Source organism: Streptomyces chromofuscus (assembly GCF_015160875.1).
Lineage (GTDB): Bacteria > Actinomycetota > Actinomycetes > Streptomycetales > Streptomycetaceae > Streptomyces > Streptomyces chromofuscus.
Genome location: NZ_CP063374.1, coordinates 1,872,453 through 1,897,866, shown reverse-complemented (window position 1 = coordinate 1,897,866; position 25,414 = coordinate 1,872,453). Strand labels below are relative to the sequence as shown.

Annotated in this window: 23 protein-coding genes and 1 riboswitch; of the genes, 12 read left to right on the top strand and 11 right to left on the bottom strand. The window is 73.8% G+C overall.

The genetic code is table 11. The features are described from left to right. Positions 1–5: 5 nt before the first annotated feature. The 9 genes from cobI to IPT68_RS08510 all read right to left on the bottom strand — a co-directional run bounded on the left by cobI (position 6) and on the right by IPT68_RS08510 (position 12,963). Positions 6–755, bottom strand: coding sequence for a precorrin-2 C(20)-methyltransferase (gene cobI, locus IPT68_RS08550; protein WP_189698776.1), 750 nt, complete (start codon positions 753–755; stop codon positions 6–8). Next, positions 752–2,239: a cobyrinate a,c-diamide synthase gene (locus IPT68_RS08545; protein WP_189698775.1), complete on the bottom strand. Its 1,488-nt coding sequence runs from the start codon at positions 2,237–2,239 to the stop codon at positions 752–754. The genes cobI and IPT68_RS08545 overlap by 4 nt, the downstream gene beginning before the upstream one ends. Further along, positions 2,233–2,832: a cob(I)yrinic acid a,c-diamide adenosyltransferase gene (cobO, locus tag IPT68_RS08540; protein WP_189698774.1), complete on the bottom strand. Its 600-nt coding sequence runs from the start codon at positions 2,830–2,832 to the stop codon at positions 2,233–2,235. Before cobO ends, IPT68_RS08545 begins: the two co-directional genes overlap by 7 nt. Then, positions 2,832–4,823, bottom strand: a complete 1,992-nt coding sequence (locus tag IPT68_RS08535; RefSeq protein ID WP_189698773.1) for a putative cobaltochelatase — start codon at positions 4,821–4,823, stop codon at positions 2,832–2,834. Before IPT68_RS08535 ends, cobO begins: the two co-directional genes overlap by 1 nt. Next, on the bottom strand, positions 4,820–8,473 hold the full coding sequence (cobN, locus tag IPT68_RS08530; RefSeq protein ID WP_189698772.1) for a cobaltochelatase subunit CobN: 3,654 nt from the start codon (positions 8,471–8,473) through the stop codon (positions 4,820–4,822). Before cobN ends, IPT68_RS08535 begins: the two co-directional genes overlap by 4 nt. After that, positions 8,470–9,981, bottom strand: coding sequence for a cobyric acid synthase (locus tag IPT68_RS08525; protein ID WP_189698771.1), 1,512 nt, complete (start codon positions 9,979–9,981; stop codon positions 8,470–8,472). The genes cobN and IPT68_RS08525 overlap by 4 nt, the downstream gene beginning before the upstream one ends. Further along, on the bottom strand, positions 9,978–10,928 hold the full coding sequence (locus tag IPT68_RS08520) for a cobalamin biosynthesis protein (protein ID WP_189698770.1): 951 nt from the start codon (positions 10,926–10,928) through the stop codon (positions 9,978–9,980). Before IPT68_RS08520 ends, IPT68_RS08525 begins: the two co-directional genes overlap by 4 nt. A gap of 102 nt (positions 10,929–11,030) precedes the next feature. Beyond that, a riboswitch (cobalamin riboswitch) is annotated at positions 11,031–11,171 on the bottom strand. Between the two features lie 276 nt (positions 11,172–11,447). Further along, positions 11,448–11,669, bottom strand: coding sequence for a hypothetical protein (locus IPT68_RS08515; RefSeq protein WP_189698769.1), 222 nt, complete (start codon positions 11,667–11,669; stop codon positions 11,448–11,450). Between the two features lie 31 nt (positions 11,670–11,700). Then, on the bottom strand, positions 11,701–12,963 hold the full coding sequence (locus IPT68_RS08510) for an inorganic phosphate transporter (protein ID WP_189698768.1): 1,263 nt from the start codon (positions 12,961–12,963) through the stop codon (positions 11,701–11,703). Between the two features lie 465 nt (positions 12,964–13,428). Here IPT68_RS08510 and IPT68_RS08505 point away from each other — a divergent pair, with 465 nt between their 5' ends. The 3 genes from IPT68_RS08505 to IPT68_RS08495 all read left to right on the top strand — a co-directional run bounded on the left by IPT68_RS08505 (position 13,429) and on the right by IPT68_RS08495 (position 17,375). Continuing rightward, positions 13,429–14,178, top strand: coding sequence for a class II aldolase/adducin family protein (locus IPT68_RS08505; protein ID WP_189698767.1), 750 nt, complete (start codon positions 13,429–13,431; stop codon positions 14,176–14,178). A gap of 283 nt (positions 14,179–14,461) precedes the next feature. Beyond that, entirely contained in the window at positions 14,462–15,589 is a 1,128-nt protein-coding gene (locus IPT68_RS08500; RefSeq protein WP_189698766.1) for an alpha/beta hydrolase, read from the top strand. A gap of 340 nt (positions 15,590–15,929) precedes the next feature. Further along, a complete protein-coding gene (locus IPT68_RS08495) occupies positions 15,930–17,375 on the top strand; it encodes a hypothetical protein (RefSeq protein WP_189698765.1) in 1,446 nt (481 codons plus the stop codon). Between the two features lie 26 nt (positions 17,376–17,401). On the opposite strand, the gene IPT68_RS08490 is transcribed toward IPT68_RS08495, so the two are convergent. Further along, the gene (locus tag IPT68_RS08490; RefSeq protein ID WP_189698764.1) at positions 17,402–17,815 is read right to left on the bottom strand and encodes a VOC family protein; all 414 of its coding nucleotides are present in this window, start codon (positions 17,813–17,815) and stop codon (positions 17,402–17,404) included. 247 nt (positions 17,816–18,062) lie between these two features. On the opposite strand from IPT68_RS08490, the gene IPT68_RS08485 reads away from it, so the two are divergent. From IPT68_RS08485 to IPT68_RS08470, 4 genes are all read left to right on the top strand, one after another. Beyond that, a complete protein-coding gene (locus IPT68_RS08485) occupies positions 18,063–18,893 on the top strand; it encodes a PQQ-like beta-propeller repeat protein (RefSeq protein WP_228040321.1) in 831 nt (276 codons plus the stop codon). A gap of 160 nt (positions 18,894–19,053) precedes the next feature. Then, positions 19,054–20,652, top strand: coding sequence for an ABC-F family ATP-binding cassette domain-containing protein (locus IPT68_RS08480; protein ID WP_189698763.1), 1,599 nt, complete (start codon positions 19,054–19,056; stop codon positions 20,650–20,652). Positions 20,653–21,066: 414 nt separating this feature from the next. After that, a complete protein-coding gene (locus IPT68_RS08475; protein ID WP_018567695.1) occupies positions 21,067–21,288 on the top strand; it encodes a helix-turn-helix domain-containing protein in 222 nt (73 codons plus the stop codon). 133 nt (positions 21,289–21,421) lie between these two features. After that, positions 21,422–22,213: an enoyl-CoA hydratase/isomerase family protein gene (locus IPT68_RS08470; RefSeq protein ID WP_189698762.1), complete on the top strand. Its 792-nt coding sequence runs from the start codon at positions 21,422–21,424 to the stop codon at positions 22,211–22,213. Between the two features lie 4 nt (positions 22,214–22,217). Here the strand turns inward: IPT68_RS08470 and IPT68_RS08465 are convergent, their stop codons facing one another. Then, positions 22,218–22,937, bottom strand: coding sequence for a nucleopolyhedrovirus P10 family protein (locus tag IPT68_RS08465; protein WP_194074062.1), 720 nt, complete (start codon positions 22,935–22,937; stop codon positions 22,218–22,220). Between the two features lie 82 nt (positions 22,938–23,019). Between IPT68_RS08465 and IPT68_RS08460 the strand changes: the two genes are divergently transcribed. The 5 genes from IPT68_RS08460 (at position 23,020) to amaP (ending at position 25,411) form a co-directional block, all read left to right on the top strand. Beyond that, the gene (locus tag IPT68_RS08460) at positions 23,020–23,502 is read left to right on the top strand and encodes an Asp23/Gls24 family envelope stress response protein (protein WP_189701843.1); all 483 of its coding nucleotides are present in this window, start codon (positions 23,020–23,022) and stop codon (positions 23,500–23,502) included. 97 nt (positions 23,503–23,599) lie between these two features. After that, a complete protein-coding gene (locus IPT68_RS08455) occupies positions 23,600–23,782 on the top strand; it encodes a hypothetical protein (RefSeq protein WP_189701844.1) in 183 nt (60 codons plus the stop codon). Next, on the top strand, positions 23,779–24,159 hold the full coding sequence (locus IPT68_RS08450; protein WP_189701845.1) for an Asp23/Gls24 family envelope stress response protein: 381 nt from the start codon (positions 23,779–23,781) through the stop codon (positions 24,157–24,159). The genes IPT68_RS08455 and IPT68_RS08450 overlap by 4 nt, the downstream gene beginning before the upstream one ends. Then, entirely contained in the window at positions 24,156–24,827 is a 672-nt protein-coding gene (locus tag IPT68_RS08445; protein WP_189701846.1) for a DUF6286 domain-containing protein, read from the top strand. Before IPT68_RS08450 ends, IPT68_RS08445 begins: the two co-directional genes overlap by 4 nt. Continuing rightward, positions 24,824–25,411 carry an alkaline shock response membrane anchor protein AmaP gene (gene amaP, locus IPT68_RS08440; RefSeq protein WP_189701847.1) on the top strand — a complete coding sequence of 196 codons (588 nt, stop codon included), beginning with the start codon at positions 24,824–24,826 and terminating at the stop codon, positions 25,409–25,411. Before IPT68_RS08445 ends, amaP begins: the two co-directional genes overlap by 4 nt. Positions 25,412–25,414 lie beyond the last annotated feature (3 nt).

The window sequence follows — 25,414 nt, the reverse complement described above, 5'->3', positions numbered from 1 at the left end:
GGTCCTCACAGCTTGCCGCCCCGCCCGCCGTCGCGCCGCGGGGGCGCGATGAGCGTGGACAGGTACGGCAGCGGCGCCCCGTCGAGTTCACCGGCGGGCTGGACGGACTGCTCCGGCAGCCCGAGCGCCGAGCCCCACACGGCGCCCTCCAGCCGCCCGCTGTCCCGCAGCGCCTCGGCGACCTCGGCGGCCTGCCGCCCGAACTTGTAGGCGACGACGGTCCCGGGCCCGTTCAGCGCCTCCTTCAGCACCGTGGTCCCGGCGGTCACCGGCACCAGCGTCAGCGGCTCGGTCCCCTCCGTCAGCACGGCACCCGACCGGGCGGCGAGGTCCTGCATGGCGGTGATGCCGGGCACGGTCTCGACGACGGTGCCCGGGACCAGCTCGCCGACGGTCTGGGCGAGATAGGTGAACGTGGAGTACACGTTCGGGTCGCCGATGGTGGCGAAGGCGACGGAGGCGTGCCGTCGCAGCAGCCCGGCGACCCGCTCGCCCGCCGCGTCCCACGCCGCCTCCCGGCGGGCCCGGTCGCTCCGCTCGTTCAGCGCGAACACGACCCGGACGACCTTCTCCCCGGGCACGTAGTGCAGCACGGTCGCCTCGGCGCGTCCCCGCTCCCCGCCGTCCGTCCCGTCGGCCGCGGCCATCACCGGCACGACGACGACGTCGGCGGCGCGCAGGGCGTTGACGCCCTTCACGGTCACCAGTTCCGGATCGCCCGGCCCGACCCCCACCCCGATCAGCCTGCTGCTCATGACGTCCGGCACCTCTCCACGAACCGACGGGCGACACCGGGCGCGGACGCCCAGTGCGTGTGCAGATAACTCGCGTGCACACCGCGCTGTACGAAACCCTCGACGCGCGGCCGGGGCGCACGCACCCCCCACGCCGGTGCCGCCCCGGCACCCGGCTCGACGACCGTCCGGTGGAACTCGTGGCCCCGCATCCGCGTCCCCACGCCGGCGAGCACACTGTCGCTCACGGTCACGGCGTCCCGGTATCCGAGGGTCAGCCGCTCCGACATCCGCGCGACCGCGTCCAGCACGCCGCACATCGGCCGCCCGTCCAGCTCCCGGCACAGATACAGTAGTCCCGCACATTCGGCGGCGACGGGCGCGCCGGTCTCCGCTAGGGCGGCAACGGCCTTGCGCAGCGGCTCGTTGGCCGACAACTCCCCGGCGTACACCTCGGGGAACCCACCCCCGACGACCAGCCCGTCCGTGCCCTCGGGCAGCTCTTCGTCCCGCAGCGGATCGAACACGACGACCTCGGCCCCGGCAGCGGCGAGCAACTCGGCATGCTCGGCGTAGGAAAAGGTGAACGCGGCCCCACCGGCAACGGCGACCCTCACACGCGCCCCGGCACCCATCAGCCCGTCCGGCGTGCGAGGACGAGCCCGTTCAGGCCGATCGGGGGTCCAGGGGGCAGAGCCCTCCGGTGGATGCGAAGGGGCGGTGCGCCCGGGGACGGGAACGGGCAGGGGCGGCGGGGGCGAGGAAACCAAGGCCTCGCCCGCGTCCCAGGCCGCACATGACAACGCCCCCGCAGTACGCGCCAGCCCCAGCAGCCCTTCCACATCGCACCCTTCACGCACCTGCGAGGCCATCGCTGCGACGGCCTCCACCGCCGCACCCCGCCGCTCCGCGACCGGCACGAGCCCCAGATGCCGCGAGGGAGTGTCCACCTGCGGCGCCCGCCGCAGCACCCCCAGCACCGGCACCCCGACCGACTCCAGCGCCTCCCGCAACAGCTCCTCGTGCCGGTCCGACGCGACCTTGTTCAGGATCACGCCCCCGACCCGCACCTCCGGGTCCCACGACACGAACCCGTGCACCAGCGCCGCCACCGAGCGGGACTGCGACGACGCGTCGACCACCAGCACCACCGGCGCCCGCAGCACCTTCGCCACCTGCGCGGTGGACGCCAGTTCGCCCTGCCCCGCGGCCCCGTCGTACAGCCCCATCACCCCCTCGACGACAGCGACGTCGCACCCGCGCGCCCCGTGCGCGAACAGCGGCCCGATCAGCTCCGGGCCGCACAGGTACGCGTCGAGGTTGCGGCCCACCCGCCCGGTCGCGAGCGCGTGGTAGCCGGGGTCGATGTAGTCCGGCCCGACCTTGTGCGCCGACACGGCGAGCCCCCGCGCGGCGAGCGCGGCCATCAGCCCCGTGGCGACGGTGGTCTTGCCGCTCCCCGAGGCGGGCGCGGCGATCACCAGCCGGGGCACGGACGTCACCACTCGATGCCCCTCTGCCCCTTCTGCCCGACGTCCATCGGATGCTTGACCTTGGACATGTCGGTCACGAGATCGGCGACGTCGACGAGCTCCCGCGGCGCGTTCCGCCCGGTGATCACCACGTGCTGGGTGCCCGGCCGGTCCCGCAGCACGGACACGACCTCGCCGACGTCCACCCACCCCCAGTGCATCGGGTAGGCGAACTCGTCGAGCACGTACAGCCGGTACGTCTCGGCGGCCAGGTCCCGCTTGACCTGCTCCCAGCCCTCCCGGGCCTTCTCCTCGTTGTCCATCTGGGCGTCCCGCTGCACCCAGGACCAGCCCTCGCCCATCTTGTGCCAGGCGACGGTCCCGCCCTCACCGGAGTCGCCGAGCACGCGCAGTGCCCGCTCCTCGCCGACCTTCCACTTCGCCGACTTGACGAACTGGAACACCCCGATCGGCCAGCCCTGGTTCCAGGCCCGCAGCGCCAGCCCGAAGGCGGCCGTCGACTTGCCCTTGCCGACGCCCGTGTGCACGACGACCAGCGGCCGGTTGCGTCGCTGACGCGTCGTCAGCCCGTCGTCCGGGATGACACTCGGCTGTCCCTGCGGCATTACGCGGCCCTCCTCCGTACGTCCTTCACCAGCCCGGCGATCGCGTCCGCCCGCAGCTCGTCCAGCGTCACGGCCGTCCCGCCCAGCTCGCCCGCGAGCTGGGCGGCGAGCCCCAGCCGCACCGGCCCGGACTCGCAGTCCACGACCACCGACGCGACCCCGTCGGCCGCGAACAGCCGCGCGGCGCGGGCGGCGAGCGCGACCGGCTCCGGACCGCCGGTGGCCCGGCCGTCCGTCACCACCACGACGAGCGGCCGGCGCGCCGGATCCCGCAGCCGCTCCACCCGCAGCACCTCGTGCGCCTTCAGCAGCCCCGCCGCCAGCGGCGTGCGCCCGCCCGTCGGCAGCGACTCCAGCCGCGCGGCGGCGGCGTCCACGGAGGAGGTCGGCGGCAGCGCGACATCGGCCGCCGCACCCCGGAAGGTCACCAGCCCCACCTTGTCCCGCCGCTGGTAGGCGTCGAGCAGCAGCGACAGCACGGCGCCCTTCACGGCGCTCATGCGCTGCCGCGCGGCCATCGACCCGGAGGCGTCGACCACGAACAGCACCAGGTTGCCCTCGCGCCCCTCCCGGGTCGCCTGGCGCAGATCGTCCCGGCGCACGACCAGTCCCGGGCCCGACCGGCCCCGCGCCCGCTGGTGCGGCGCCGCCGCCTGCACGGTCGCCGCCAGGTGCAGCCTGGTCAGGGCGCCCCGCGGACGCCGGGCGCCCGTGGTCCGCCCGTGCTCGGTCCGGGCGCGCGAACGCCGCCCGGCGGAGCCCTCGCCGAGGCCCGGGACGCTCAGCACCTTCGTCCGGAAGGGCTCGGCGGCCCCTACGGCGGACTGCTCACCGGCCCCGGACGGCTGCGGTTCGCCGTCCTCGCCCGCCTCGGGACGGGCCCCGGTGTCCCCGCCCCGCGGCGGTGCGTCCGGGGCCGGCTGCCCACCGCCCCCGCCGGGTCCGTCCGGACCGGGATCGGGATCGGGATCGTCGTCGGGCCCGGCGAACTCCTCGAGGGTCTCGTCGAGCTTGTCCTCGTCGAGGCCGGGCGCGTCGAAGGGGTTCCGGCGGCGCCGGTGCGGCAGCGCCAGCAGCGCGGCCTGCCGCACGTCCTCGGCGAGCACGTCGGTGCGGCCCGCCCACGCGGCCAGCGCGGTCGCCGTACGGGCCATCACGATGTCGGCGCGCATGCCGTCCACCTCGAACGCCGCGCAGGTCGCCGCGATCTGCCGGAGCGCGCCGTCGCCGAGGCGCACCGAGGGCAGCAGCTTCCGCGCGGCGACGATCCGCTGCCGTACGGCGGCCTCCTCGTCGGCCCAGCGGGCGGCGAAGGCGGCCGGGTCGTCGTCGTGTGCCAGGCGCCTGCGGACCACCTCGACCCGCTGGTCGGGCTCCCGTGAGGCCGTCACCTCGACGGTCAGCCCGAACCGGTCGAGCAGCTGCGGCCGCAGCTCGCCCTCCTCCGGGTTCATGGTCCCGACGAGCAGGAAACGGGCGGCGTGCCGTACGGAGACACCCTCGCGCTCCACGTACGAGGCGCCCATCGCGGCGGCGTCCAGCAGCAGGTCGACCAGGTGGTCGTGGAGGAGGTTGACCTCGTCCACGTAGAGGATGCCGCGGTGCGCGTCGGCGAGCAGCCCGGGCTCGAAGGCCTTGACCCCCTCGGCGAGCGCCCGCTCGATGTCGAGCGCGCCGACGAGCCGGTCCTCCGAGGCACCGACGGGCAGTTCGACCATGCGGGCCGGCCGCTGGGCGCGCGTGCCCGCCTCGTGCGGCCCGTCGGGGCACGCGGGATCGGCGGCGTCCGGGTCGCAGGAGAAGCGGCACCCGGGGACCACGGCGACCTCCGGCAGCAGCGCCGACAGCGCCCGCACCGCCGTCGACTTGGCGGTGCCCTTCTCGCCGCGCACCAGCACTCCGCCGACGGCCGGGGACACGGCGTTCAGCAGCAGCGCGAGCCGCAGGTCGTCCTGGCCTACGACGGCCGTGAACGGGAACGGGGTGATCACTTGGCGTCGCCCTCCAGGTCGCCTTCCAGTTCCAGGTAGGTGGCGCGCAGCCGCTCGAGCGTCTGCGCGTCCGGCTCCGCCCACAGCCCCCGGTCGGCGGCCTCCAGCAGCCGCTCGGTGATGCCGCGCAGCGCCCACGGGTTGGACTTCTTCATGAAGTCCCGGTTCTCCGCGTCGAAGACGTACTCGGCGCTGAGCTTCTCGTACATCCAGTCGTCCACGACCCCGGCGGTGGCGTCGTAGCCGAAGAGGTAGTCGACGGTGGCCGCCATCTCGAAGGCGCCCTTGTAGCCGTGCCGGCGCATCGCCGCCATCCAGCGCGGGTTGACCACGCGGGCGCGGAAGACGCGGTGCGTCTCCTCGCCGAGGGTGCGGGTCCTGACCCGGTCGGGGGTGGCCGAGTCGCCGACGTACGCCTCGGGGGAGGCGCCCGTGAGGTGCCGGACCATGGCGACCATGCCGCCGTGGTACTGGAAGTAGTCGTCGGCGTCGACCAGGTCGTGCTCGCGCGTGTCGACGTTCTTCGCGGCGACCGCGATCCGCCGGAACGCCGTCTCCATGTCCCCCCGGGCCGCCCGCCCGTCGAGCCCGCGCCCGTACGCGTAGCCGCCCCAGACGGCGTACACCTCGGCCAGGTCGGCGTCGCTGCGCCAGTTGCGGGCGTCGATCAGCGGCAGCAGACCCGCGCCGTACGCCCCCGGCTTCGAGCCGAAGACACGGGCCGTCGCCCGCCGCCGGTCGCCGTGCTCCGCGGTGTCCTCCTCCACGTGCGCCCGGACGTAGTTGGACCCGGCCGGCTCGTCCAGCTCGGCCACCGCCCGCACCGCGTCGTCGATCAGCCCGACCACATGCGGGAACGCGTCCCGGAAGAAGCCGGAGATGCGGACGGTGACGTCGATGCGGGGCCGGCCCAGTTCCTCGAGACCGATGATCTCGAACCCGGTGACCCGCCGGGACGCCTCGTCCCACACGGGCCGGCACCCCAGCAGCGCCAGGATCTCGGCGACGTCGTCGCCCTGGGTGCGCATGGCCGACGTGCCCCAGACCGTCAGGCCCACGGACTTCGGGTACTCCCCGTTGTCGGCGAGGTAGCGCTGCACCAGCGAGTCCGCAAGCGACTGGCCGACCTCCCAGCTCAGCCGGGACGGGATGGCCTTGGGGTCGACGGAGTAGAAGTTCCGGCCCGTCGGCAGGACGTTGACCAGGCCCCGGGTCGGCGACCCCGACGGGCCCGCCGGGACGTAACCGCCGTCGAGCGCCTCGAGGATGTGGCCGATCTCGTCGGTGGTGCGGGCGAGGCGCGGGACGACCTCGGTGCAGGCGAACTCCACGACGGCGACGGCCTCGGGCAGTTGGGCGCCGGTCACCTCCCGGACGAGGGTGGCGCTCTCGGCGACCGCCCAGTGCCGCTGCTCCATGCCCTCCGCGATCCGCCGGCACAGCTGCTCCAGCAGATCGATCGCGTCGGCGGCGGTCCGTGCCGGACCGTCCACCAGGTCCGTCAGCTCCAGCGGCACCTTCACCGGAGCGCCCGGCTCGGCCAGCAGCTCCTTCTCGACCAGCCCGAAGTGCTCGGCCAGCGACGCCCGCAGACCGGGCAGCGCGTTCGCCTGCCCGCCCCACACCTGCGAGGCGCGCAGCACCGCGAGGACCAGGTTGACGCGCGGTTCACCCACCGGCCCGCCGCCCAGGACGTGCAGTCCGTCCCTGATCTGCACGTCCTTGATCTCGCACAGATAGCCGTCGATGTGCATCACGAACTCGTCGAACGCGTCGTCGTCCGGCTGCTCGTTCACCTGCAGGTCGTGGTGGAGCTCGGCCGCCTTGACGAGGGTCCAGATCTGCGCGCGCACTGCGGGCGCCTTCGCCGGGTCGAGGTCGGAGACCAGCGCGTACTCGTCGAGCAGCTGTTCCAGCTTGGCCAGGTCGCCGTACGTGTCCGCACGCGCCATCGGCGGCACGAGGTGGTCGACGACGGTGGCGTGACCGCGCCGCTTGGCCTGGGTGCCCTCGCCGGGGTCGTTGACGATGAACGGGTAGATCAGGGGCAGATCACCGAGGACGGCGTCCGCAGCGCAGCCTCGCGACAGCCCGAGTCCCTTGCCGGGCAGCCACTCCATCGTGCCGTGCTTGCCCATGTGCACGACCGCGTCGGCGCCGAAGCTGTTGTCCAGCCAGCGGTAGGCCGCCATGTAGTGGTGGGACGGCGGCATGTCGGGGTCGTGGTAGATCGCGATCGGGTTCTCGCCGAAGCCGCGCGGCGGCTGGATCATCACGACGACGTTCCCGAACCGCAGGGAGGCGAGCACGATGTCGTCACCGTCGACGTACAGCGAGCCCGGCGGGTCGCCCCACGCCTCGGCCATGGCGTCCCGCAGCTCCGGGTCCAGCTCGTCGAACCACGCTTGGTAGTCGGCGAGCGGGACGCGCGCCGGCGCGGCGGCCAGCTGGTCCTCCGTCAGCCACTCCACGTCGTGCCCGCCGGCCTCGATCAGCCGGTGGATCAGCTCGTCGCCGTTGTCGGGGTACCCGGTGACGCCGTACCCGGCGTCCCGCAGCGCGTCGAGCACCCGCACCGCCGACGCGGGCGTGTCCAGGCCCACCGCGTTGCCGACGCGCGAGTGCTTGGTCGGGTAGGCGGTGAAGACCAGCGCGATCCTCTTCTCGGCGTTCGGCCTGTGCCCCAGTCGGGCGTGCCGTACGGCGATCCCGGCCACCCGCGCGGCCCGCTCGGGGTCGGCGACGTACACGGGCACGTCGTCGGGGCCCTGCTCCTTGAAGGAGAACGGCACGGTGATCAGACGGCCGTCGAACTCGGGGATGGCCACCTGCATGGCCGCGTCCATGGGGGACAGGGCCGCGTCCGACTCGTCCCAGGCGGCCTTCGACGACGTCAGGCACAGGCCCTGCAGCACCGGCACGTTCAGCTCGGCGAGCGCGCCGATGTCCCAGGCCTCCTCGTCGCCGCCCGCCGAGGCCCGCGACGCGTGGGTGCCGCCGGCGGCGAGGACGGTGGCGACCAGGGCGTCGGTCCGCGCGAGGATCTCGTACAGCCCGGCGTCGGCCCCGCGCAGCGAACCGCAGTAGACCGGCAGGGCGTTGGCGCCGTGCACCTCGATCGCGTCGCAGAGGGTGTCGACGAAGGCGGTGTTGCCGCTCAGTTCGTGCGCCCGGTAGAAGAGCACGCCGACGGTCGGCCGGCCGTCCTGGAGCGGACGGGAGCCGTGGACGCCGTACTGCGGCATCTTCCGCGGCTCCTCGAAGCCCTCTCCCGTCAGCAGCACGGTGTCCGACAGGAACCGCGCCAGCTCGGTGAGGTTGGCGGGCCCGCCCTCGACGAGATAGCGCAGCGCCTCCGCCACGACTCCCGCGGGCACGGACGACTCCGCCATCAGCTCGGCGTCGGGCACGGCCTCCCCGCCGAGCAGCACGGTCGGAATCCCTGACGCCTTCAGCGCGGCCAGCCCGTCCTCCCAGGCACGCTTGCCGCCCAGCAGCCGTACGACGGCGACGTCCGCGCCCTCGATCAGCGTCGGCAGCTCGCCGGCGACGTCGACGCGGGTCGGGTTGCCGATCCGGTACGAGGCGCCGGAGGCACGGGCCGCCAGCAGATCGGTGTCCGCGGTCGACAACAACAACACAGTGCTCATGCGGGCGCTCCCGGTGGGATGAAGGGCAGTCCTTGCGGCGCGCCGGACTCGATGAGCCGCCACAGCGCGTCCGTGTCCGCGTGCTGTTCGATCAGGTCGCCGAGCCGGTCCAGCTGCTCCTCGCGCAGCGCGGCGAAGGAGGTGTCCGGCGCGGGCACGAAGCGGCGGCCCGCGGCGGCGGCCACCTCGCGCAGGAAGGCGCGCCGGAAGCCGTCCGACTCCAGGGAACCGTGCCAGTGGGTGCCCCAGGTCTGGCCGACCCGGCAGCCGTCCAGGAAGGGTTCACCGCCGTGGACGTCGGCGACGCCGTGGTGGATCTCGTAGCCCTCGACCGGCTCCCCGAGGGCCTCGCCGACGGGCCGGGTGAGGGTCTTCTCGCGGGCGAAGCGCACCCGCACGGGCAGGATCCCGAGGCCGTCGACGTGGCCGCGGCGGCTCTCGACGTCGTCCTCGATGTGCCCGCCGAGGATCTGGAAGCCCCCGCAGACGCCCAGCACCGGCCGGCCCTCGGCGGCTCTGCGGGCGAGGGCGTCCGCCAGCCCCCGCTCCCGCAGCCACTCCAGGGCCCGGACGGTGCCGCGCGTGCCCGGGACGACCACGAGGTCGGCGTCGGCCAGCTCCTCCGGGCGGTCCACGAACCGGACGACGACTCCGGGTTCGGCGGCCAGCGCGTCGACGTCGGTGAAGTTGGACATCAGGGGGATCGCGCACACGGCGACCCGCAGCACGTCCTCACCGACGGGCGGGGCGACGGCCGACTCCCGCACGGTGCCACGCAGCGACACCCTCAGACCGTCCTCCTCGTCGATGCCGAGACCGTGCCGGTACGGCAGCACGCCGTACGCGGGCCGACCGGTGAGGTCGCGCAGCATGTCGAGGCCGGGTGCGAGGAGGCTGACGTCCCCGCGGAACTTGTTGACGAGGAACCCGGCGACCAGGGCCTGGTCCTCGGGCGACAGCAGCGCCACCGTCCCGAAGAAGGAGGCGAAGACCCCGCCGCGGTCGATGTCGCCGACGACGAGCACGGGAAGCCCGGCGCCCCGGGCGATCCCCATGTTCACGATGTCGGTCCGCCGCAGGTTGATCTCGGCCGGACTGCCGGCCCCCTCACAGATCACCGCGTCATACGTGCCCCGCAGTTCGGCGAGGCAGTCGAGAACCGTCCCCAGCAGCCGCTGCTGCCGTCCGCCGTGGTACCCGCGCGCGCTCATCTCCCCGACGGGTTTGCCCAGCAGCACCACCTGGCTGCGCCGCTCCCCGCCCGGCTTGAGCAGCACCGGGTTCATCAGCGCGGTCGGCTCCACCCGGCACGCCTGCGCCTGCATGGCCTGCGCCCGCCCGATCTCGGCGCCCTCGCGGGTGACGAACGAGTTGAGCGACATGTTCTGCGCCTTGAACGGCGCGACCTTGACCCCCTGCCGCACCAGCCACCGGCAGATCCCGGCGGTGACGACGCTCTTGCCGGCATCGGAGGTGGTGCCGGCGACCAGCAGCCCACGGCCGGTCACGCGGGCCTCCCCGACAGCCGCGCCCACAGCAGCGCCCCCGCCGCGGTCACCCCGAACGCCAGCCCGCCGACCCGCCGGGACAACCGGACGGCCCGCTCGATGTCGGCCACTTGCACCGCACGCCCCCCACCGTTCAGTACGGGCCGGTGCTCGACCCGGCCCGCATACGACAACGTCCCCCCGAGCCGCACCCCCAACGCCCCGGCGAACGACGCCTCCACGGGCCCCGCGTTGGGACTCGGGTGCTTCGCGGCATCAGCCCGCCACGCCCGCACGGCGCCCCGCGGGTCACCACCCGCCAGCACGGCGAGGACTGCGGTCAACCGGGCCCCCGGCCACCCCGCGAGGTCGTCGAGCCGCGCCGAAGCCCACCCGTACTTCCGGTACGCGGGCGACCTGTGCCCCACCATCGCGTCCAGCGTGTTGACGGCCCGGAACCCGAGCAGCCCCGGCACCCCGCCGACGGCCCCCCACACCAACGCCCCCACCACGGCGTCGGAGGTGTTCTCCGCGACGGACTCCACCACCGCCCGCGCGATCCCGTCCGCGTCCAGCGCCTGAGGATCCCGCCCGCACAGGTGCGGCAGCCGCGCCCGCGCCCCCTCGACGTCCCCCGCCTCCAGGGCACGCCCGACGGCCCGGGCCTCCCGGCCGAGCGAAGTCCCGCCGACGACGGCCCAGGTGGCGACGCCGGTCAGCGCGACGGAAGCGGCGGGGGAGGAGCGTACGGACCGACGGGCCGCGGCGCCCAGCGCGACGGCGCCACCGGCGCACACGACGGTGTGCAGCACGCCCCACCCGCGGTGGTCCCGCCACAGCACCCGCTCCACGGCCCCGGCGGCGTGCCCGAACGCGGCGACCGGATGCCCGCGGCGTGGATCGCCGAGCAGGAGGTCGCCGAGGAGGCCGGCGGCGGCGCCGTACGCGAAGACGCGACCGGCACGCATGCGGCTCAGCCGGCCGTGGGGTCGGGCAGAGACCTGGTACGGGACCTGACTGGGCAGCCGAGCATCGCGTTATGTCCTCACTCAGGGTGTCCACGCCCTGGTTCGACGAGACCGGCGGTGAGAGTTCCTGGCTCCCGGGGGTTTCCTCCCCGGTCACAGTGGCGGGACCGCGCCGGATTCGCACCGGGCTTCCTCTCCTGCCGCCGTACATGGCTCCGGCAGTCCACCATGGGGCCGGAACACCCGTCAACTTGCCGTTGACCTGCGACGGGGCAAGTGTGCTGAGGCCCACACGGCACGGGCGGCACGGGTCTCCCGCACGTCCGCGCCCGTCCGTCGCGCCGCACGACGAAGCGCCCTGCCGGAGCCCTCGTCGAGGGCCCGCGCAGGGCGCGACAGCACCGAAGGCCGTCAGTGAGTGCCCTCAGGGACAATGTGACGGCCGTCGGGCCGCCAAGACGTAACTGCCGTCAGGCCGCCAAGAGGTGGCGGCCGTCGGGCACGACCTTGTGACGACCGTCAGGCGACGATCAGATAGATGCCGTATCCCACGGCCGCCGCGCAGGCCGCGAACGCGGTGTACGCGCCGGTGACGGCCAGCGCCGCCGACTCACCCCGCTCCGCGGCGCGTTCGCGCCGCGACAGGCCGGTGATACCGAGGGTGAACAGGCCCACCAGAGCCACCGTGACCACGAGGCTGACGCCGAAGACGGAGCCGAGGGCCGCCCAGTCGATCTTCATGTTGCTGCTGCTTCCTTCAGTAACCGGGTGCTCAGACGCTGGCCTGAGAGGGCGTCGGCTCCGCGGCCGGGGATTCGGGGCCCGCGGCGGGGGAGGGGATGGTGACCTGCGCCGCCGGGCCCTCCGCCGGGGTGCCGACCGGGGGCGGCGTCACCGCGGCCATCGCCGCGGTCACCACGCCGGCCGGTTCCTCGTCCGTGTCGTTGACGTTCGTGTGGTCGACGACCTCACGGCGGGAGATCTTCCAGATCGCGGCGCTGGAGGCGACCAGGAAGACCGCGACGAGGGCGGTGCCCCAGGAGCCGAAGCCGGTCACCCACTCGGCGATCGCGCCGACCAGCGCGGCGGCCGGGAGCGTCAGGCCCCAGGCGACGAACATCCGGGTCGCCGTCGACCAGCGGACCACGCCGCCCTTGCGGCCCAGGCCCGCGCCCATCACCGCGCCGGAGACCGAGTGCGTGGTGGAGAGGGAGAAGCCCAGGTGTGAGGAGGCCAGGATGACGGTGGCGGCGCTGGTCTGCGTGGCGAAGCCCTGCTGCGGCTGGAGGTCGGTCAGGCCCTTGCCCATCGTGCGGATGATGCGCCAGCCGCCGAGGTAGGTGCCGAGCGCGATGGCCAGGCCCGCGGAGAGGATGACCCACATCGGCGGGTCGGAGTCGGGGGCGAGGGTGCCGCCGGCGACCAGGGCGAGGGTGATGATGCCCATGGTCTTCTGCGCGTCGTTGGTGCCGTGGGCCAGGGAGACCAGGCCCGCGGAGGCGATCTGCCCGGCGCGGTAGCCCTTCGCGGCGGCCTTGCCGTCGGCCTTCCTGCCGAGCGTGTACGTCAGCCGCGTCGCGATCATCGCCGCGATGCCCGCGACCAGCGGAGCGGCGATCGCCGGGATCAGCACCTTGGTGACCAGCACGTCGCCGTGGACCGCGCCGACACCGGCCGAGGCGACGGTGGCGCCGATCAGGCCGCCCAGCAGGGCGTGCGAGGAGGAGGACGGCAGGCCGACCAGCCAGGTCATCAGGTTCCACAGGATCGCGCCGACCAGCGCGGCGAAGATGACCTCGGGACGCATGCCGCTCTCGTCCACCAGGCCCTTGGAGATCGTGTTGGCGACTTCCACGGAGAGGAAGGCGCCGACCAGGTTGAGGACGGCGGACATGGCCACCGCGACCTTGGGTCTGAGGGCACCTGTCGAGATGGTGGTGGCCATCGCGTTCGCGGTGTCGTGGAAACCGTTCGTGAAATCGAACGCGAGTGCGGTTACCACCACAATCGCGAGGATCAGCGAGATGCCTTCCATTTACCCAGGCAATCGTTCGAGGTCATTGGCTGGATGAACGTAGGTAACCTAGATGAACGAAAGGTGAACTGAGGGGGGCTTCCCGATGTCCTGAAGTGAGGGTGGACACAGCCCGGGGAATCGACGGTTCCCCGGACGGGGCCACGGGCCTTGCCCCACACGGCTGGACGCCCTTCGCGAACCGCCTCAGCCGGGTCGTCGACCCGGTGAAGAGATTCTGGTCACCCGGCACGCTGCCGCCGTCGTCGTACGGGTTGTATGCGATGTCCAGCGCCGGCGGCGGCGTCCTGCCGTCCGCCTGCCGTGCGTCCGCCGTCGCGGACGAAGTGGGGCGCCCTGATCGATCCCCGGCCAATCGGGGCAGCGGGGCGGGACGGCGATGCGCGCCCTGCCGGAGGGGGAGAGTTCCCCCTGCGGCGCGCCCGCGCCGGGACGCTCCTGCGGTTCGGCTGGCAGGATCGCGGCATGGCCGAACAGCGGTGGGAAGAGCGGGAAGAGCGGGAAGAGCGGGAAGCGCGGGGCGTCCCCGGCGACGCCCGGGAGGTGCGCGAGTCGCCGGGGAGCGGCGGGGTGGCGGAGGAGGCCCGGGCCTGGGAGGAGCTCGTGGCCACGGCGCGCCGGACCGTTTCCGAGGGACTGGTCGTCGGTACGTCCGGCAACGTCTCCGTCCGTGTCGGGGACACGGTCCTGCTCACCCCGTCGGGCGTCCCGTACGACCGCCTCACCCCGGACGACCTGACCGGTGTCGACCTCGACGGCCGGCAGGTGCGCGGCACACTCGTCCCGACCAGCGAGCTGCCCATGCACCTCGCCGTCTACCGCGTCACCGACGCCCGCGCCGTCGTCCACACCCACGCCGTGCACGCCACCGCCGTCTCCACGCTCGTCCCGGAGCTCCCGGTGATCCACTACATGGCCGGCGCGCTCGGCGGACCCGTCCGAGTCGCCCCGTACGCGACCTACGGCACCGACGAGTTGGCCGAGAACATGCTGCGCGCCCTGGCCGACCGTTCCGGCTGCCTCCTCCAGAACCACGGCACCATCACCTACGGCACGACCCTGGCCCAGGCCTACGACCGCACGGCCCAGCTGGAGTGGATGTGCCGCCTGTGGCTGACGGCGTCCTCCGTACCGGGCCTGTCGCCGTCCCTGCTGTCGGAGGAGCAGCTGCAGGAGGCGGCGGAACGGCTGCGGGGGTACGGGCAGCGGGGGTGACCGGGCGTGACTGCCGGGGGTGAGGGGGCGTGACTGCCGGTGCCGGTGCCGGTGCCGGTGCCGGTGCCGGTGTGGGCGCCGGGCGCTGGGTGCGGGGGTGCCGGCGGTGCGCGGCCAGGTGGCGGAGTGACCGTTCGTCGGCGTACCTCCCCGGTGCCGTTCTCCCGCCCGCGGCGTCGAACCCGCCCGTACCACCCGGAACCACCCCCGCACGCGCCGAGTCGCATCACACCGCCCTGTCCTTCCGCTGGCCGCCGGGCGGGTCGGACTGGACACTGGACCCGTGCGCACTGTCAAAGCGACGGCCGCTGCCGTCACCGCCATGACGGTGGCCGGCGCCGCAGCCGTGGCCGCCGGCCGGTTCGCCAGTGACGCCGCGCTGAAGGCACCGCCCGGTCGGCCCCTGCCCACCGAACCCCGGCTCACCGTGCACGGCACCGCCGCGGGCCGCGTCACCCTCACCCGCGCGCTCGCCTCCCTGCGCCCCGGCACCTACGGCCTCGCCGGCGCCGCCTCCCACGCGGTCGTCGGCCCCGTCCTGGACTCCGCCCCGCACCCCGCGGACTCGGTGGTACGCCGCCTCGAACGCGTCACCCACGGCACCCTCGAGCCCGGCGACAAGGTCTGGTTCACCCCGAGCCTGTACACCGGCGACCCCGGAGCGGCCCTCGGCCTGGACCACAGGGACGTCGAGGTACCCGGCGAACTCGGGCCCCTGCCCGCCTGGTTCGTGCCCGGCGCCCGGGACACCTGGGTCATCACCGCGCACGGTCTGGGCACCACCCGGGAACACCCCATGAACTTCATGGAGTTCCTGCACGACCTGCGCTTCCCGGTGCTCGACCTCTCCTACCGCGGCGACCTCGGCGCCCCGCGCCCCCCGGACGGCCTCAGTCATCTCGGCGAGACCGAGTGGCGCGACGTGGACGCGGCGATCCGGTACGCCATGAGCCACGGCGCCGCGCGCGTCGTCCTCTACGGCTGGTCCACCGGCGCCACCATGGCCCTGCGGGCCGCCGCGCACTCCACGGTGCGGGCCCGCATCCGCGGACTCGTCCTCGACTCACCGGTCCTCAACTGGGAGGCGACCCTGCGTGCCCTCGCCGCCGCCCGGCGGACCCCGGGACCCCTGTTGCCGCTGGCCGTCCGCGCCGCCCAGGGGCGCACCGGTCTGTACGGCGACGGCATCGACGAGGCCGCGCACCCCGAGCGGCTGAGGGTCCCGACCCTGATCTTCCACGGCCCCGACGACATGGTGTCCCCCTGGGTGTTCTCGCGCCGCCTGGCCGAACGCCGTCCCGACCTGGTCGCTCTCCGCACCGTCCGGCAGGCCCCGCACAACGCCATGTGGAACGCCGACCCGGCCGGATACGAAGAAGCCCTCCGCCGCTTCCTGACACCCCTGATGTGACGCCCTCTCTTACGGGGGTGTTTCTCACAGGGCCTGCCGCGACCACCTCACGGGGCCTGCCGACGGCCGGCGTGCGAACGTCGCACCAAGCACCAAGCACCAAGCACCAAGCGCCAAGCGCCAAGCACCGACCACCGACCACCGGGAACCCCCCTCCAACCCCCTCGCCCCACGACTCACCGCCCACGCCCGCCACCCCACTCCACGGTTCCGTTTAACGCCGTACCACTGTCCGGATTCCGTCCGGCACCTCCTCCCAACGCCCGTCCCTTGGCCACTCCCGTCGCCCCCCGTGACATTCCGTTTGGGTTTTCGGACCGTCAACCGGAAGACTGCACCCGTGACGTCCCGTATCCCGCGCGACTCCAGGCTCCGACTCGTCCGCCCGCGACCCCTGGCCGCCGCCCCCCGAGCGATGAACCAGCGGCGCTCGCGCCGCCCCGCCCCCCGCCCGCCGGAGGGCACACCGGCCCCGGCGGAGCTGGCCGGAATGGCACGCTCCAGGCTCGCCGGCGCGGCCCGCGTCGCCCGCTGGGCCGACGCCGCGCTGCGCCCCGGCAGGGGCAACGCGACCTCCGACGGCAAGGCCACCCTCGCCGACGCCACCACCCAACGCGCAGCCGTGGACCTCGGCCTGACACCGGCCCAGGTCCGGGCCGACTGGGACACCGCCCGCCTCGCCGGGCTCGTCGAGGTGCACGGCGGCAGCGCCCGCCCCGGCTGGCGGCTGCGTGCCTGGGACCGTGACGACACCGCCGTCCTGCGCGGCTGGGTCGCCCTCTTCGACGCCTGGTCGCTCGCCCATCCCGAGCCCGCCGAGCACGAGCCCGCCGCCGTCGCCGAGGTCGTGTCCGCGATGCCGCAGGTGCTCTCCTTCCTCCAGCTCTCGGCCGGCCCGGTCCCCGTCGAGCAACTCCTCGACCTCCTCCAGCAGCGCGTGCAGGAACTGCGCACCGAACGCTGCGAGGTCCCCTACGGCCCCCAGCGCGAACCCGCGAGCCCTCCGGAGCCCGGCACCGCGTCCGCCCACGACGCCGCGTCCGGTGACACCGCGCCCGAGGATGCCGAGCTCGCCCCGCTCCTCGACTGGGCCCTGCACGCCCTCGCCTCGGTCGGCGCCCTCACCTACGGCGAGGCACAGGCCACCCTGACCCCGCTGGGCAGCTGGGCGGTCTGGGTCAAGCTGGAGCAGATCTGCGTCGCCGCGCAGAGCCCCGCCGGCAACATCGAGGCCGCCGCCGAGGACATGCTGCGCGGCTGCGCCCAGCTGCGGCCCAACGCGGCCCGCGCGGAGTACCGCGCCTGGCTCGCGGCCCGCCCCGTCGGCAGCGCCGTCACCGAACTGCTCGACGCCGCACGCGGCGAGGACGCCCTGCTGCGCGGCCTGGCCTTCGAGGCCCTGCGCGTCGTCGGCGCCCCCGCCGAGCCCGACGTGCGGGCCGTGCTCGACGAGCCGACCCTGCGGCCGTACGCCCTGCTGTGGCTCGCCGAGCACGACGGCGCCGACCCCGAGGACGCCCACGAGGTGCTCACCCGTGAGGAGGCCACCTGGCTGTGGGTCGACACCGCCGCAGCCGTCGCCGACCACGGCGAGGCCCCGCTGCTGGTGCGGCATCTGGAGTCAGCCGTGCAGCCGACCGTGCCCGCCCTGCTCGACGAGGTGCGGGCGGTCGGCCACCCGCGCACCGTGCAGGTCCTGGTCGCGCTGGCCGCGGCGCACCCCGACCCCGCCCTGGCCAAGGCCGTGCGCCGCGCGGCCTTCCAGGTGCACACCGGGGGCAGTTGAGCCGCTCGGTCGCCGGGTGGGCGAGGTCAGTCGCCTGTCCGGGGTGCGTACGTGCCGAAGCTCCAGACGTTGCCCTCGGCGTCCCGGGCCATGTAGTCGCGCGACCCGTAGTCCTGGTCCGTCGGGGGCATCAGGATCTCCACGCCGTGGTCCAGGGCCCGCTGGTGGTGTGCGTCGACGTCGTCCACCACGACGTACACCCCGGCCGGACCCGCGTCCTTCATCACCGTGTCGTAGAGCCCGCCGCTCCCCTTCGAGCCGATCATCACCGCGCCGTTGCCCTGCGCCAGCTCGGCGTGGGTCACGGTGCCGCCCTCGCCCTCGTACACGGCCAGTTCCGTGAAGCCCAGGGCCTCCGTCAGCTGTTTGATCGCCGCCTTCGCGTCCGCGTAGAGCACCGTCGGGTAGATGCTCGGTCCACCACCGCTCGTGCCTGCCATGCCGATCACTCCTTCGTGTGTCGGGACCGCGAACCGTGGACTCATCCTGGCATCCGCCACTGACAGAGACACCACCCTCGGCCACCGCCCCCAGGCACCGCTCTCACCGGGCCTCCGCCCGTCCGGCGCCGGACGAGCGGCCGAACGGGCGACGCGCCCACCGCGGGCCCGTCACCTCCCGGCGGCGCCGCGCACCCCTGGCTACGCTCTGCGCCTGTCCGCGAGCACGGTCGTCGAAGGGAGCCCGGTGGTCGTCCTGCCGGCCGAGGCGATGCCGAACGATCCCCTCCGCCCGGACACGGCACCCGCCGTCCTCCCGGCCGCTGCGCGCGCCCGCCGCCTCCTGACGACCGTCGCCGCCCTGGTCCTCACGGCCCCGCTCCTCGCCACGGCCCACCAGTCCCGGCCGGCTCCTTACGGCGACCGCCTCACCGTGCACGCGCGCGTGCAGCACTCCGCGCCGCACCTGCGCATCCGCAGGGCGGCCGTCGAGGCGTACGACCGGGCCACCGGCGCGGTGCGCTGGCGCTACACCCGCGAGGCCCGCCGCCCCCTGAGCGTGCTCCTCACACGCGGGGAGGTGCTCACGCTCTGGGACGACGGGCTGGTCACCGACACCGACGGCACCTCCGTCCGCTGGCACCGCGCGCTGCCGGCGGCCGCCGACTGGCTTCCGGCGCACGGCGGCACCGGCGTCCTGCGCCCCCTGGGACGCGGCATCCTCGCCGCCGTCACCCCGCGCCGCGTCGCGGCGTACCGCACGGCCGACGGCGACCTGCGCTGGGTGCTGCCCGCCCGCCGGGGGTGCGTCTTCCGGCCCGAACGCGCGCTCCGCCGCGGCGGGGTCCTGCTGATCGCCCAGCCCTGCGCACGCGCCGCCTGGACCGCCCAGCTCGTCGCCGTCGACGACCTGGGCCGCGTCACCCCGCAACGCCCCCCCCTGGGCAACGCCGCACCGGGCCACCGCCCGCAAAGCCCGCCGCCCTCGCAGACCGAGGCCCCGCCGCCCCCGCACACGGAAGCCTCGCTCGCAGGTCCCGAAGGCCCGCACCCGACTCCGGACATCACCCCCCCATGACCCGAACACCCACCCCGGCGGCCCGGACGAACGAACGAACCCGCGAAAACTGGTTGCAGCACCCCGTTAGACTGGCCCTATGGCCATTCTCCTCGCGCATTAGACGGCGGGAACGTCCTCAGCCGCCTGTCCCGCCACCAACCCGCCCTGGAGTCTGTCCGTGATCTCCGCCTCCGGTATCGAGCTGCGCGCCGGTGCCCGCGTCCTCATCGAGTCCGCCACTTTCCGTGTCGCCAAGGGCGACCGCATCGGCCTGGTCGGCCGCAACGGCGCCGGCAAGACCACCCTCACCAAGGTGCTGGCGGGCGAGGGCATCCCCGCCGCGGGCGCCGTCACCCGCTCCGGCGAGGTCGGCTACCTCCCGCAGGACCCCCGCACCGGCGACCTCGACATACTCGCCCGTGACCGCATCCTCTCCGCGCGCGGTCTGGACGTGCTGATCCGCAAGATGCGCGACAACGAGCAGCGCATCGCCAGCGGCAAGGGCGCCACCCGCGAGAAGGCGATGAAGCAGTACGAGCGGCAGGAGACGGAGTTCCTGACCAAGGGCGGGTACGCCGCCGAGGCCGAGGCCGCCACCATCGCCGCCGCGCTGAACCTGCCCGACCGGGTGCTCGGCCAGCCCCTGCACACGCTCTCCGGCGGTCAGCGCCGCCGTATCGAGCTGGCCCGGATCCTGTTCTCGGACGCGGACACACTCCTGCTCGACGAGCCAACGAACCACCTCGACGCGGACTCGATCATCTGGCTGCGCGACTACCTCAAGACCTACCGCGGCGGCTTCATCGTCATCTCGCACGACGTCGACCTGGTCGAGACGGTCGTCAACAAGGTGTTCTACCTGGACGCCAACCGCGCCCAGATCGACATCTACAACATGGGCTGGAAGCTCTACCAGCAGCAGCGCGAGGCCGACGAGAAGCGCCGCAAGCGCGAGCGCGCCAATGCCGAGAAGAAGGCCGCCGCCCTGCATTCGCAGGCCGACAAGATGCGCGCCAAGGCCACCAAGACGGTCGCCGCGCAGAACATGGCCCGCCGCGCGGACAAGCTGCTGGCCGGTCTCGAAGCGGTGCGCCAGTCCGACAAGGTGGCCAAGCTGCGCTTCCCCGAGCCCGCGCCCTGCGGCAGGACCCCGCTGACCGCCGAGGGGCTGTCCAAGTCGTACGGCTCGCTGGAGATCTTCACCGACGTCGACCTGGCCATCGACAAGGGCTCCCGCGTGGTCATCCTCGGCCTCAACGGCGCCGGCAAGACCACCCTGCTGCGTCTGCTCGCCGGGGTGGAGAAGCCGGACACCGGCCAGGTGACCCCCGGCCACGGCCTGAAGCTGGGCTACTACGCCCAGGAGCACGAGACCCTCGACCCCGACCGCACGGTCCTGGAGAACATGCGCTCCGCCGCGCCCGACATGGACCTGGTCGAGGTCCGCAAGGTGCTCGGCTCGTTCCTGTTCTCCGGCGACGACGTCGACAAGCCGGCCGGAGTCCTCTCCGGCGGTGAGAAGACCCGGCTCGCCCTCGCCACGCTGGTGGTGTCGTCGGCGAACGTGCTGCTCCTCGACGAGCCGACCAACAACCTCGACCCGGCCAGCCGCGAGGAGATCCTCGGTGCGCTGCGCACCTACAAGGGCGCGGTCGTCCTCGTCACCCACGACGAGGGCGCCGTGGAGGCGCTCCAGCCGGAGCGGATCATCCTGCTGCCGGACGGCGTCGAGGATCTGTGGGGCGCGGACTACGCGGACCTGGTCGCCCTCGCCTGACCACCCGCACACGCGCTGGTGATCACTCGCACACCCGCCTGCCGGTTGATCGCTTGATCAACCGGTCAGCGCGGCGTGTTCGAATGGTTGATCCACTGCGTATGGATCATTCGGCCTAGCCGTGATCCATCATCTGTGTGAGATCTCCTCGTACCCGGGTGTGTCCTACACCGAATTTCCGGTGCGTCCCTTTATCGACAAGAGTTCGGCTGTGCCGCGTTCCTGACCTGCCACTTCACGGGACAACCCGTTCGGCCGTATGCGCGCCACTCCTAGGAACCACAGATTCCGCTTGTGGGGATGCGCTCCTGTCGTCACAACCCTGTCCCACGGACCTTGCCGAATGGGTGGCCATGAAGGCCCGGAGGGGTGATCATGAGGGGACCAGAGCGCACTTCCCATGAGGAGGCACGGGTGGCCGAGACTCTGAAGAAGGGCAGCCGGGTGACCGGCGCCGCGCGCGACAAGCTCGCGGCAGACCTGAAGAAGAAGTACGACGCCGGTGCGAGCATCCGGGCGTTGGCCGAGGAGACCGGCCGCTCGTATGGCTTCGTGCACCGCATGCTCAGCGAGTCGGGCGTCACGCTCCGTGGGCGTGGCGGGGCGACGCGGGGCAAGAAGGCCGCTTCGGCCTGACCCCCGGGTGCGCCCCTCGACTTCGACGGTGGCCACCCGGTCGGTCCGGTGATCGGCTGGGTGGTTACTGTGCAGTCACTTATGAGTGCCTCGGTACGGCACTCACGATGACCGCACCCATCGGAGGCGCCCCATGGCTTCGCTCGACCCGGTACTCGACAAGGACGGCGTACGGCTCACCGTCGACGACGCGATCGCCACGGTGACGCTGACCAACCCGGACAAGCGCAACGCGCAGAGCCCCGCTCTGTGGCGGGCGCTGGGCGAGGCGGGTCGGCTGCTGCCGGGAACCGTCCGTGTGGTCGTGCTGCGTGCCGAGGGCAAGTCCTTCTCGGCGGGCCTCGACCGGCAGGCCTTCACTCCCGAGGGCTTCGACGGCGAGCCGTCCTTCATCGACCTCGCGCGCGGCAGCGACGCGGAGTTGGACGCGACCATCGCCGAGTACCAGGAGGCGTTCACCTGGTGGCGGCGCAGCGACATCGTCTCCGTCGCCGCCGTGCAGGGGCATGCCATCGGCGCGGGCTTCCAGCTCGCCCTCGCCTGTGACCTGCGCGTCGTCGCCGACGATGTGCAGTTCGCCATGCGCGAGACCAGCCTGGGCCTGGTCCCGGACCTGACCGGCACTCATCCGCTGGTCGGGCTCGTCGGCTACGCCCGTGCGCTGGAGATCTGCGCCACGGGACGCTTCGTCCAGGCCGGCGAGGCCGTGACCACCGGGCTGGCGAACGTCGCCGTGCCGGCGGCCGAACTCGACGACGCGGTCCGCGATCTCACGGCCGCGCTGCTCGCCGCGCCGCGCGACGCGGTGATCGAGACCAAGGCGTTGCTGCGCGGCGCGGGGGAGCGGACGTACGAGGAACAGCGCGTCGCCGAACGCGCCGCGCAGGCACGGAGGTTGCGGGACCTCGCGGGCCTGGGCGAGTGACGCCTCACCCCACCGCCGTGATCAGTACCGCCACGGTCGGGTGATCCCGGAGCGCGATGCCCACCCTGGTGCGGACCTTGCGGGCCACCTCGACGGCCCGGTGGTCCGCGTCGACGGCCAGCTCCACCCGGACGTGACGACGCGGCAGCGCGGCGCCACCCGGGCTCTCCTCGATGTGCACCGCCCGGCCCGCCCCGCCCAGCACGCCGGTCAGGCAGGTGACGCCCGGCACCGCGAGGGCCGCGGCGGCGACCGCTCCCGCCTCGCCTTCCCCGGGTCGCCGCGCCCGAGCCGGTTGCGGCGGTCGGGCGGCGCCGGGTTCCGTCTCGTCCTCCAGCAGGGCCGTCACCCGCAGGTCGACCTCCGTCACCGTCAGCCCGAGCCGTTCCGTCGCGGCCGTCGACAGCGTCGTACGCAACCGGTCGGCCGTCGTCGGCAGCGGCTCGGTCGCCGTGGCCGCGAAGTCGGCCGTCAGCCGGAGCGGACCCGGCGGCAGGGCGCTCGGTGGCGGGGGTACGGCGGGGGCCTGGGCGGCGTCCGGGTCGGCCAGGGCGATCCGGAGCGCGCCGACGCGCACCCCCGGCACCGCCTCCGCCGCGCGCCGCAGGACCGTCCCGGCCGCCCCCTCGGAGATCCACGCGCCGTCGCGCGGCCCGCCCAGCGGGAGCAGTCGGCCGAGGCCCAGCTGCTGTTGTACTGCCTGTGTCCATCGGTCCGCCGTCATTGCTCCAGCGTGCCGCATTCCCGGCGCGGGACCTCGGAGCCTCACTTACCGTGGTCGCAGGACGACGGAAGGACGCACGGCGATGACCGACATGGACCCCAACGGGACGCAGACGGCCGAAGGCGAGACCGAGCCGCCGGCGCAGATCCGCAAGCCCGTCAGGCGCGGCGGCGGGGAACCGGGAACCCGGGGCAGGACCACCATCGCCGACGGGGTCGTGGAGAAGATCGCCGGGCTCGCCGCCCGCGACGTCGAGGGCGTCCACGCGATGGGCAGCGGACTGAGCCGCACCTTCGGGGCCGTGCGGGACCGGGTGCCCGGCGGGTCGAAGTCCGTGACGCGCGGGGTGAAGGCCGAGGTCGGCGAGGTGCAGACCGCTCTCGACCTGGAGATCGTCGTCGAGTACGGCGTGTCGATCGCGGACGTGGCACGCGGCGTGCGGGAGAACGTCGTCGCGGCCGTCGAGCGGATGACCGGCCTGGAGGTCGTCGAGGTCAACATCGCGGTGAGCGACGTCAAGCTCCCGGAGGACGAGGAAGAGGAACCGGAACCCCGAATCCAGTGACGTACCGTCACCCAGAGGCCGTAATGCGTCAGAATAGCAGCGAATACACCCAAACGGGCCCGAACGACCCGCACGGCTACGAGCTGAGGAGCGCACGATGAGCAGGGCCGTGGTCGGCATGATCGCCGGAATGGCGCTGGGCTTCGCCGGGTATTTCGGCGGGTTCGGCGCGTTCGTGCTGGTGGCGGCGCTGGGCGCCGTCGGGTTCGTCGTCGGCCGGTTCCTGGAAGGGGACCTCGAAGTCGGCGACTTCTTCCGCACCCGCGACCGGCGGCGGTGACGTCGGTGAGCAGCGGGGCCGTCGAACCCCGGGCGACGGGCACCGTCATCCCGGCGGGCGAGCGCGGGCAGACCACGGTCGCCGACCGGGTGGTGGCGAAGATCGCCGCGCAGGCCGCGAGCGAGGCCGTCGGAAGGCTCCCGCGCGAGGCGGCCCGTCCGAACGCCACGGTCGTCACCCACCACGACACCGCCCGCGTCCGTGTCCATCTCGAACTCGACTACCCCAGCGACATCGGCTCCCGGTGCGGGGAGGTGCGTCGTCATGTCGTCGAGCGGGTAGGCGCGTTGGTGGGAATGGAGGTTCCGGAGGTCGCCGTCCACGTGGAGCGGTTGCACCTGGCGGCGGCGTACGCGGCACAGGGGAGGACGCGATGAGCGAGCCCCAGGGCTCCGAGGGCACACAGAGACTGCCGGTGATCGAGAAGACCGAGCCGGACCTGGGCCAGTCCGCGTCCGCGGCCGCCTACGAGCCCCGGCCCGGACTCGACGGCGACGACGGCAGGACCCACCGCTTCTGGTCCGCCCGCCGCGTTCCCGCGGCCGTCGTCGCCGCACTGCTCCTGGCCCTGGCCGGTGTCTTCCTCTACGACATCGCAGCCGTGCGCGCCGGCCGCCCGGCCATGTTCTGGCGCCGCGAACTGGCCCGGCAGCTCGCCGAACGCCCCCTCGACGACATCTGGGTCCTGGTCGGCGCGGGCGTCGCCGCGGCCCTCGGCCTGTGGCTGCTCGTGCTCGCCGCCACACCCGGACTGCGCGACGTCCTGCCGATGCGGCGCACGCACCCCGACGTCCGCGCCGGACTGCACCGGGGGGCCGCCGCGACCGTCCTGCGCGACCGGGCCATGGAGGTGTCCGGCGTGCAGTCGGTACGGGTGCGGATGCGCCGCCGACGGGCCGACGTGCGGGCGGTGTCGCACTTCCGTGAACTGGACGACGTACGCGCCGACCTGGACGACGTGCTTGCCGACGCGATCCGGGCGCTGGGCCTGTCCCGCCGCCCCGCGCTGTCGGTGCACGTCCGGCGGCCCGGCCGGAAGGGGTGAGGACGGTGCTCAGGACCGTCAACCGGGTACTGCTCGGCCTCGTGGGACTCGTGCTGCTCGCGCTCGGCGGTGCGGTGCTGGCCGTCGGGCTGGGAGTCGAGGCGCCGTCCTGGTGGATCCACGACAGCCGCGACGACGTCCTGCTCAGCGGCGCCGAGCGGACCCGGTGGCGGGACGCCGGCTGGTGGTGGCCGGCCGTGCTCGCCGCCCTCGCGGTGCTCGTCCTGCTGGCCCTGTGGTGGCTGGTCGCGGCGGTGCGCCGGCGCCGGCTGGCGGAGGTGCTGGTCGACACCGGCGACGGCGAGGGCGCGCTGCTGCGGGGCCGGGCCCTGGAGCACGTACTCGCCGACGAGGCCGGCGCCCTCGACGGTGTCTCCCGCGCCCAGGTGCGCCTCACGGGCCGCCGCAGCGCCCCCGCGGCCCGCACGAGGCTCCTGCTGGAGCCCCATGTGGACCCGGGGGAGGCGCTGCACCATCTGACGACCCGGGCGCTCGCCCACGCCCGCAACTCGGCGGGGCTGGCGTCACTGCCGGCGGAAGTGCGCCTGAAGGGCGTCAGGCACCCGGCGGAAAGGGTCGGTTGACGG

Bases quoted from the DNA above. Each gene is read 5' to 3' on its own strand.
- cobI (WP_189698776.1), bottom strand. From the start codon at position 755: ATGAGCAGCAGGCTGATCGGGGTGGGGGTCGGGCCGGGCGATCCGGAA.
- cobO (WP_189698774.1), bottom strand. From the start codon at position 2,832: ATGCCGCAGGGACAGCCGAGTGTCATCCCGGACGACGGGCTGACGACG.
- cobN (WP_189698772.1), bottom strand. From the start codon at position 8,473: ATGAGCACTGTGTTGTTGTTGTCGACCGCGGACACCGATCTGCTGGCG.
- IPT68_RS08520 (WP_189698770.1), bottom strand. From the start codon at position 10,928: ATGCGTGCCGGTCGCGTCTTCGCGTACGGCGCCGCCGCCGGCCTCCTC.
- IPT68_RS08515 (WP_189698769.1), bottom strand. From the start codon at position 11,669: ATGAAGATCGACTGGGCGGCCCTCGGCTCCGTCTTCGGCGTCAGCCTC.
- IPT68_RS08510 (WP_189698768.1), bottom strand. From the start codon at position 12,963: ATGGAAGGCATCTCGCTGATCCTCGCGATTGTGGTGGTAACCGCACTC.
- IPT68_RS08505 (WP_189698767.1), top strand. From the start codon at position 13,429: ATGGCCGAACAGCGGTGGGAAGAGCGGGAAGAGCGGGAAGAGCGGGAA.
- IPT68_RS08490 (WP_189698764.1), bottom strand. From the start codon at position 17,815: ATGGCAGGCACGAGCGGTGGTGGACCGAGCATCTACCCGACGGTGCTC.
- IPT68_RS08470 (WP_189698762.1), top strand. From the start codon at position 21,422: ATGGCTTCGCTCGACCCGGTACTCGACAAGGACGGCGTACGGCTCACC.
- IPT68_RS08465 (WP_194074062.1), bottom strand. From the start codon at position 22,937: ATGACGGCGGACCGATGGACACAGGCAGTACAACAGCAGCTGGGCCTC.
- IPT68_RS08460 (WP_189701843.1), top strand. From the start codon at position 23,020: ATGACCGACATGGACCCCAACGGGACGCAGACGGCCGAAGGCGAGACC.
- IPT68_RS08455 (WP_189701844.1), top strand. From the start codon at position 23,600: ATGAGCAGGGCCGTGGTCGGCATGATCGCCGGAATGGCGCTGGGCTTC.
- IPT68_RS08445 (WP_189701846.1), top strand. From the start codon at position 24,156: ATGAGCGAGCCCCAGGGCTCCGAGGGCACACAGAGACTGCCGGTGATC.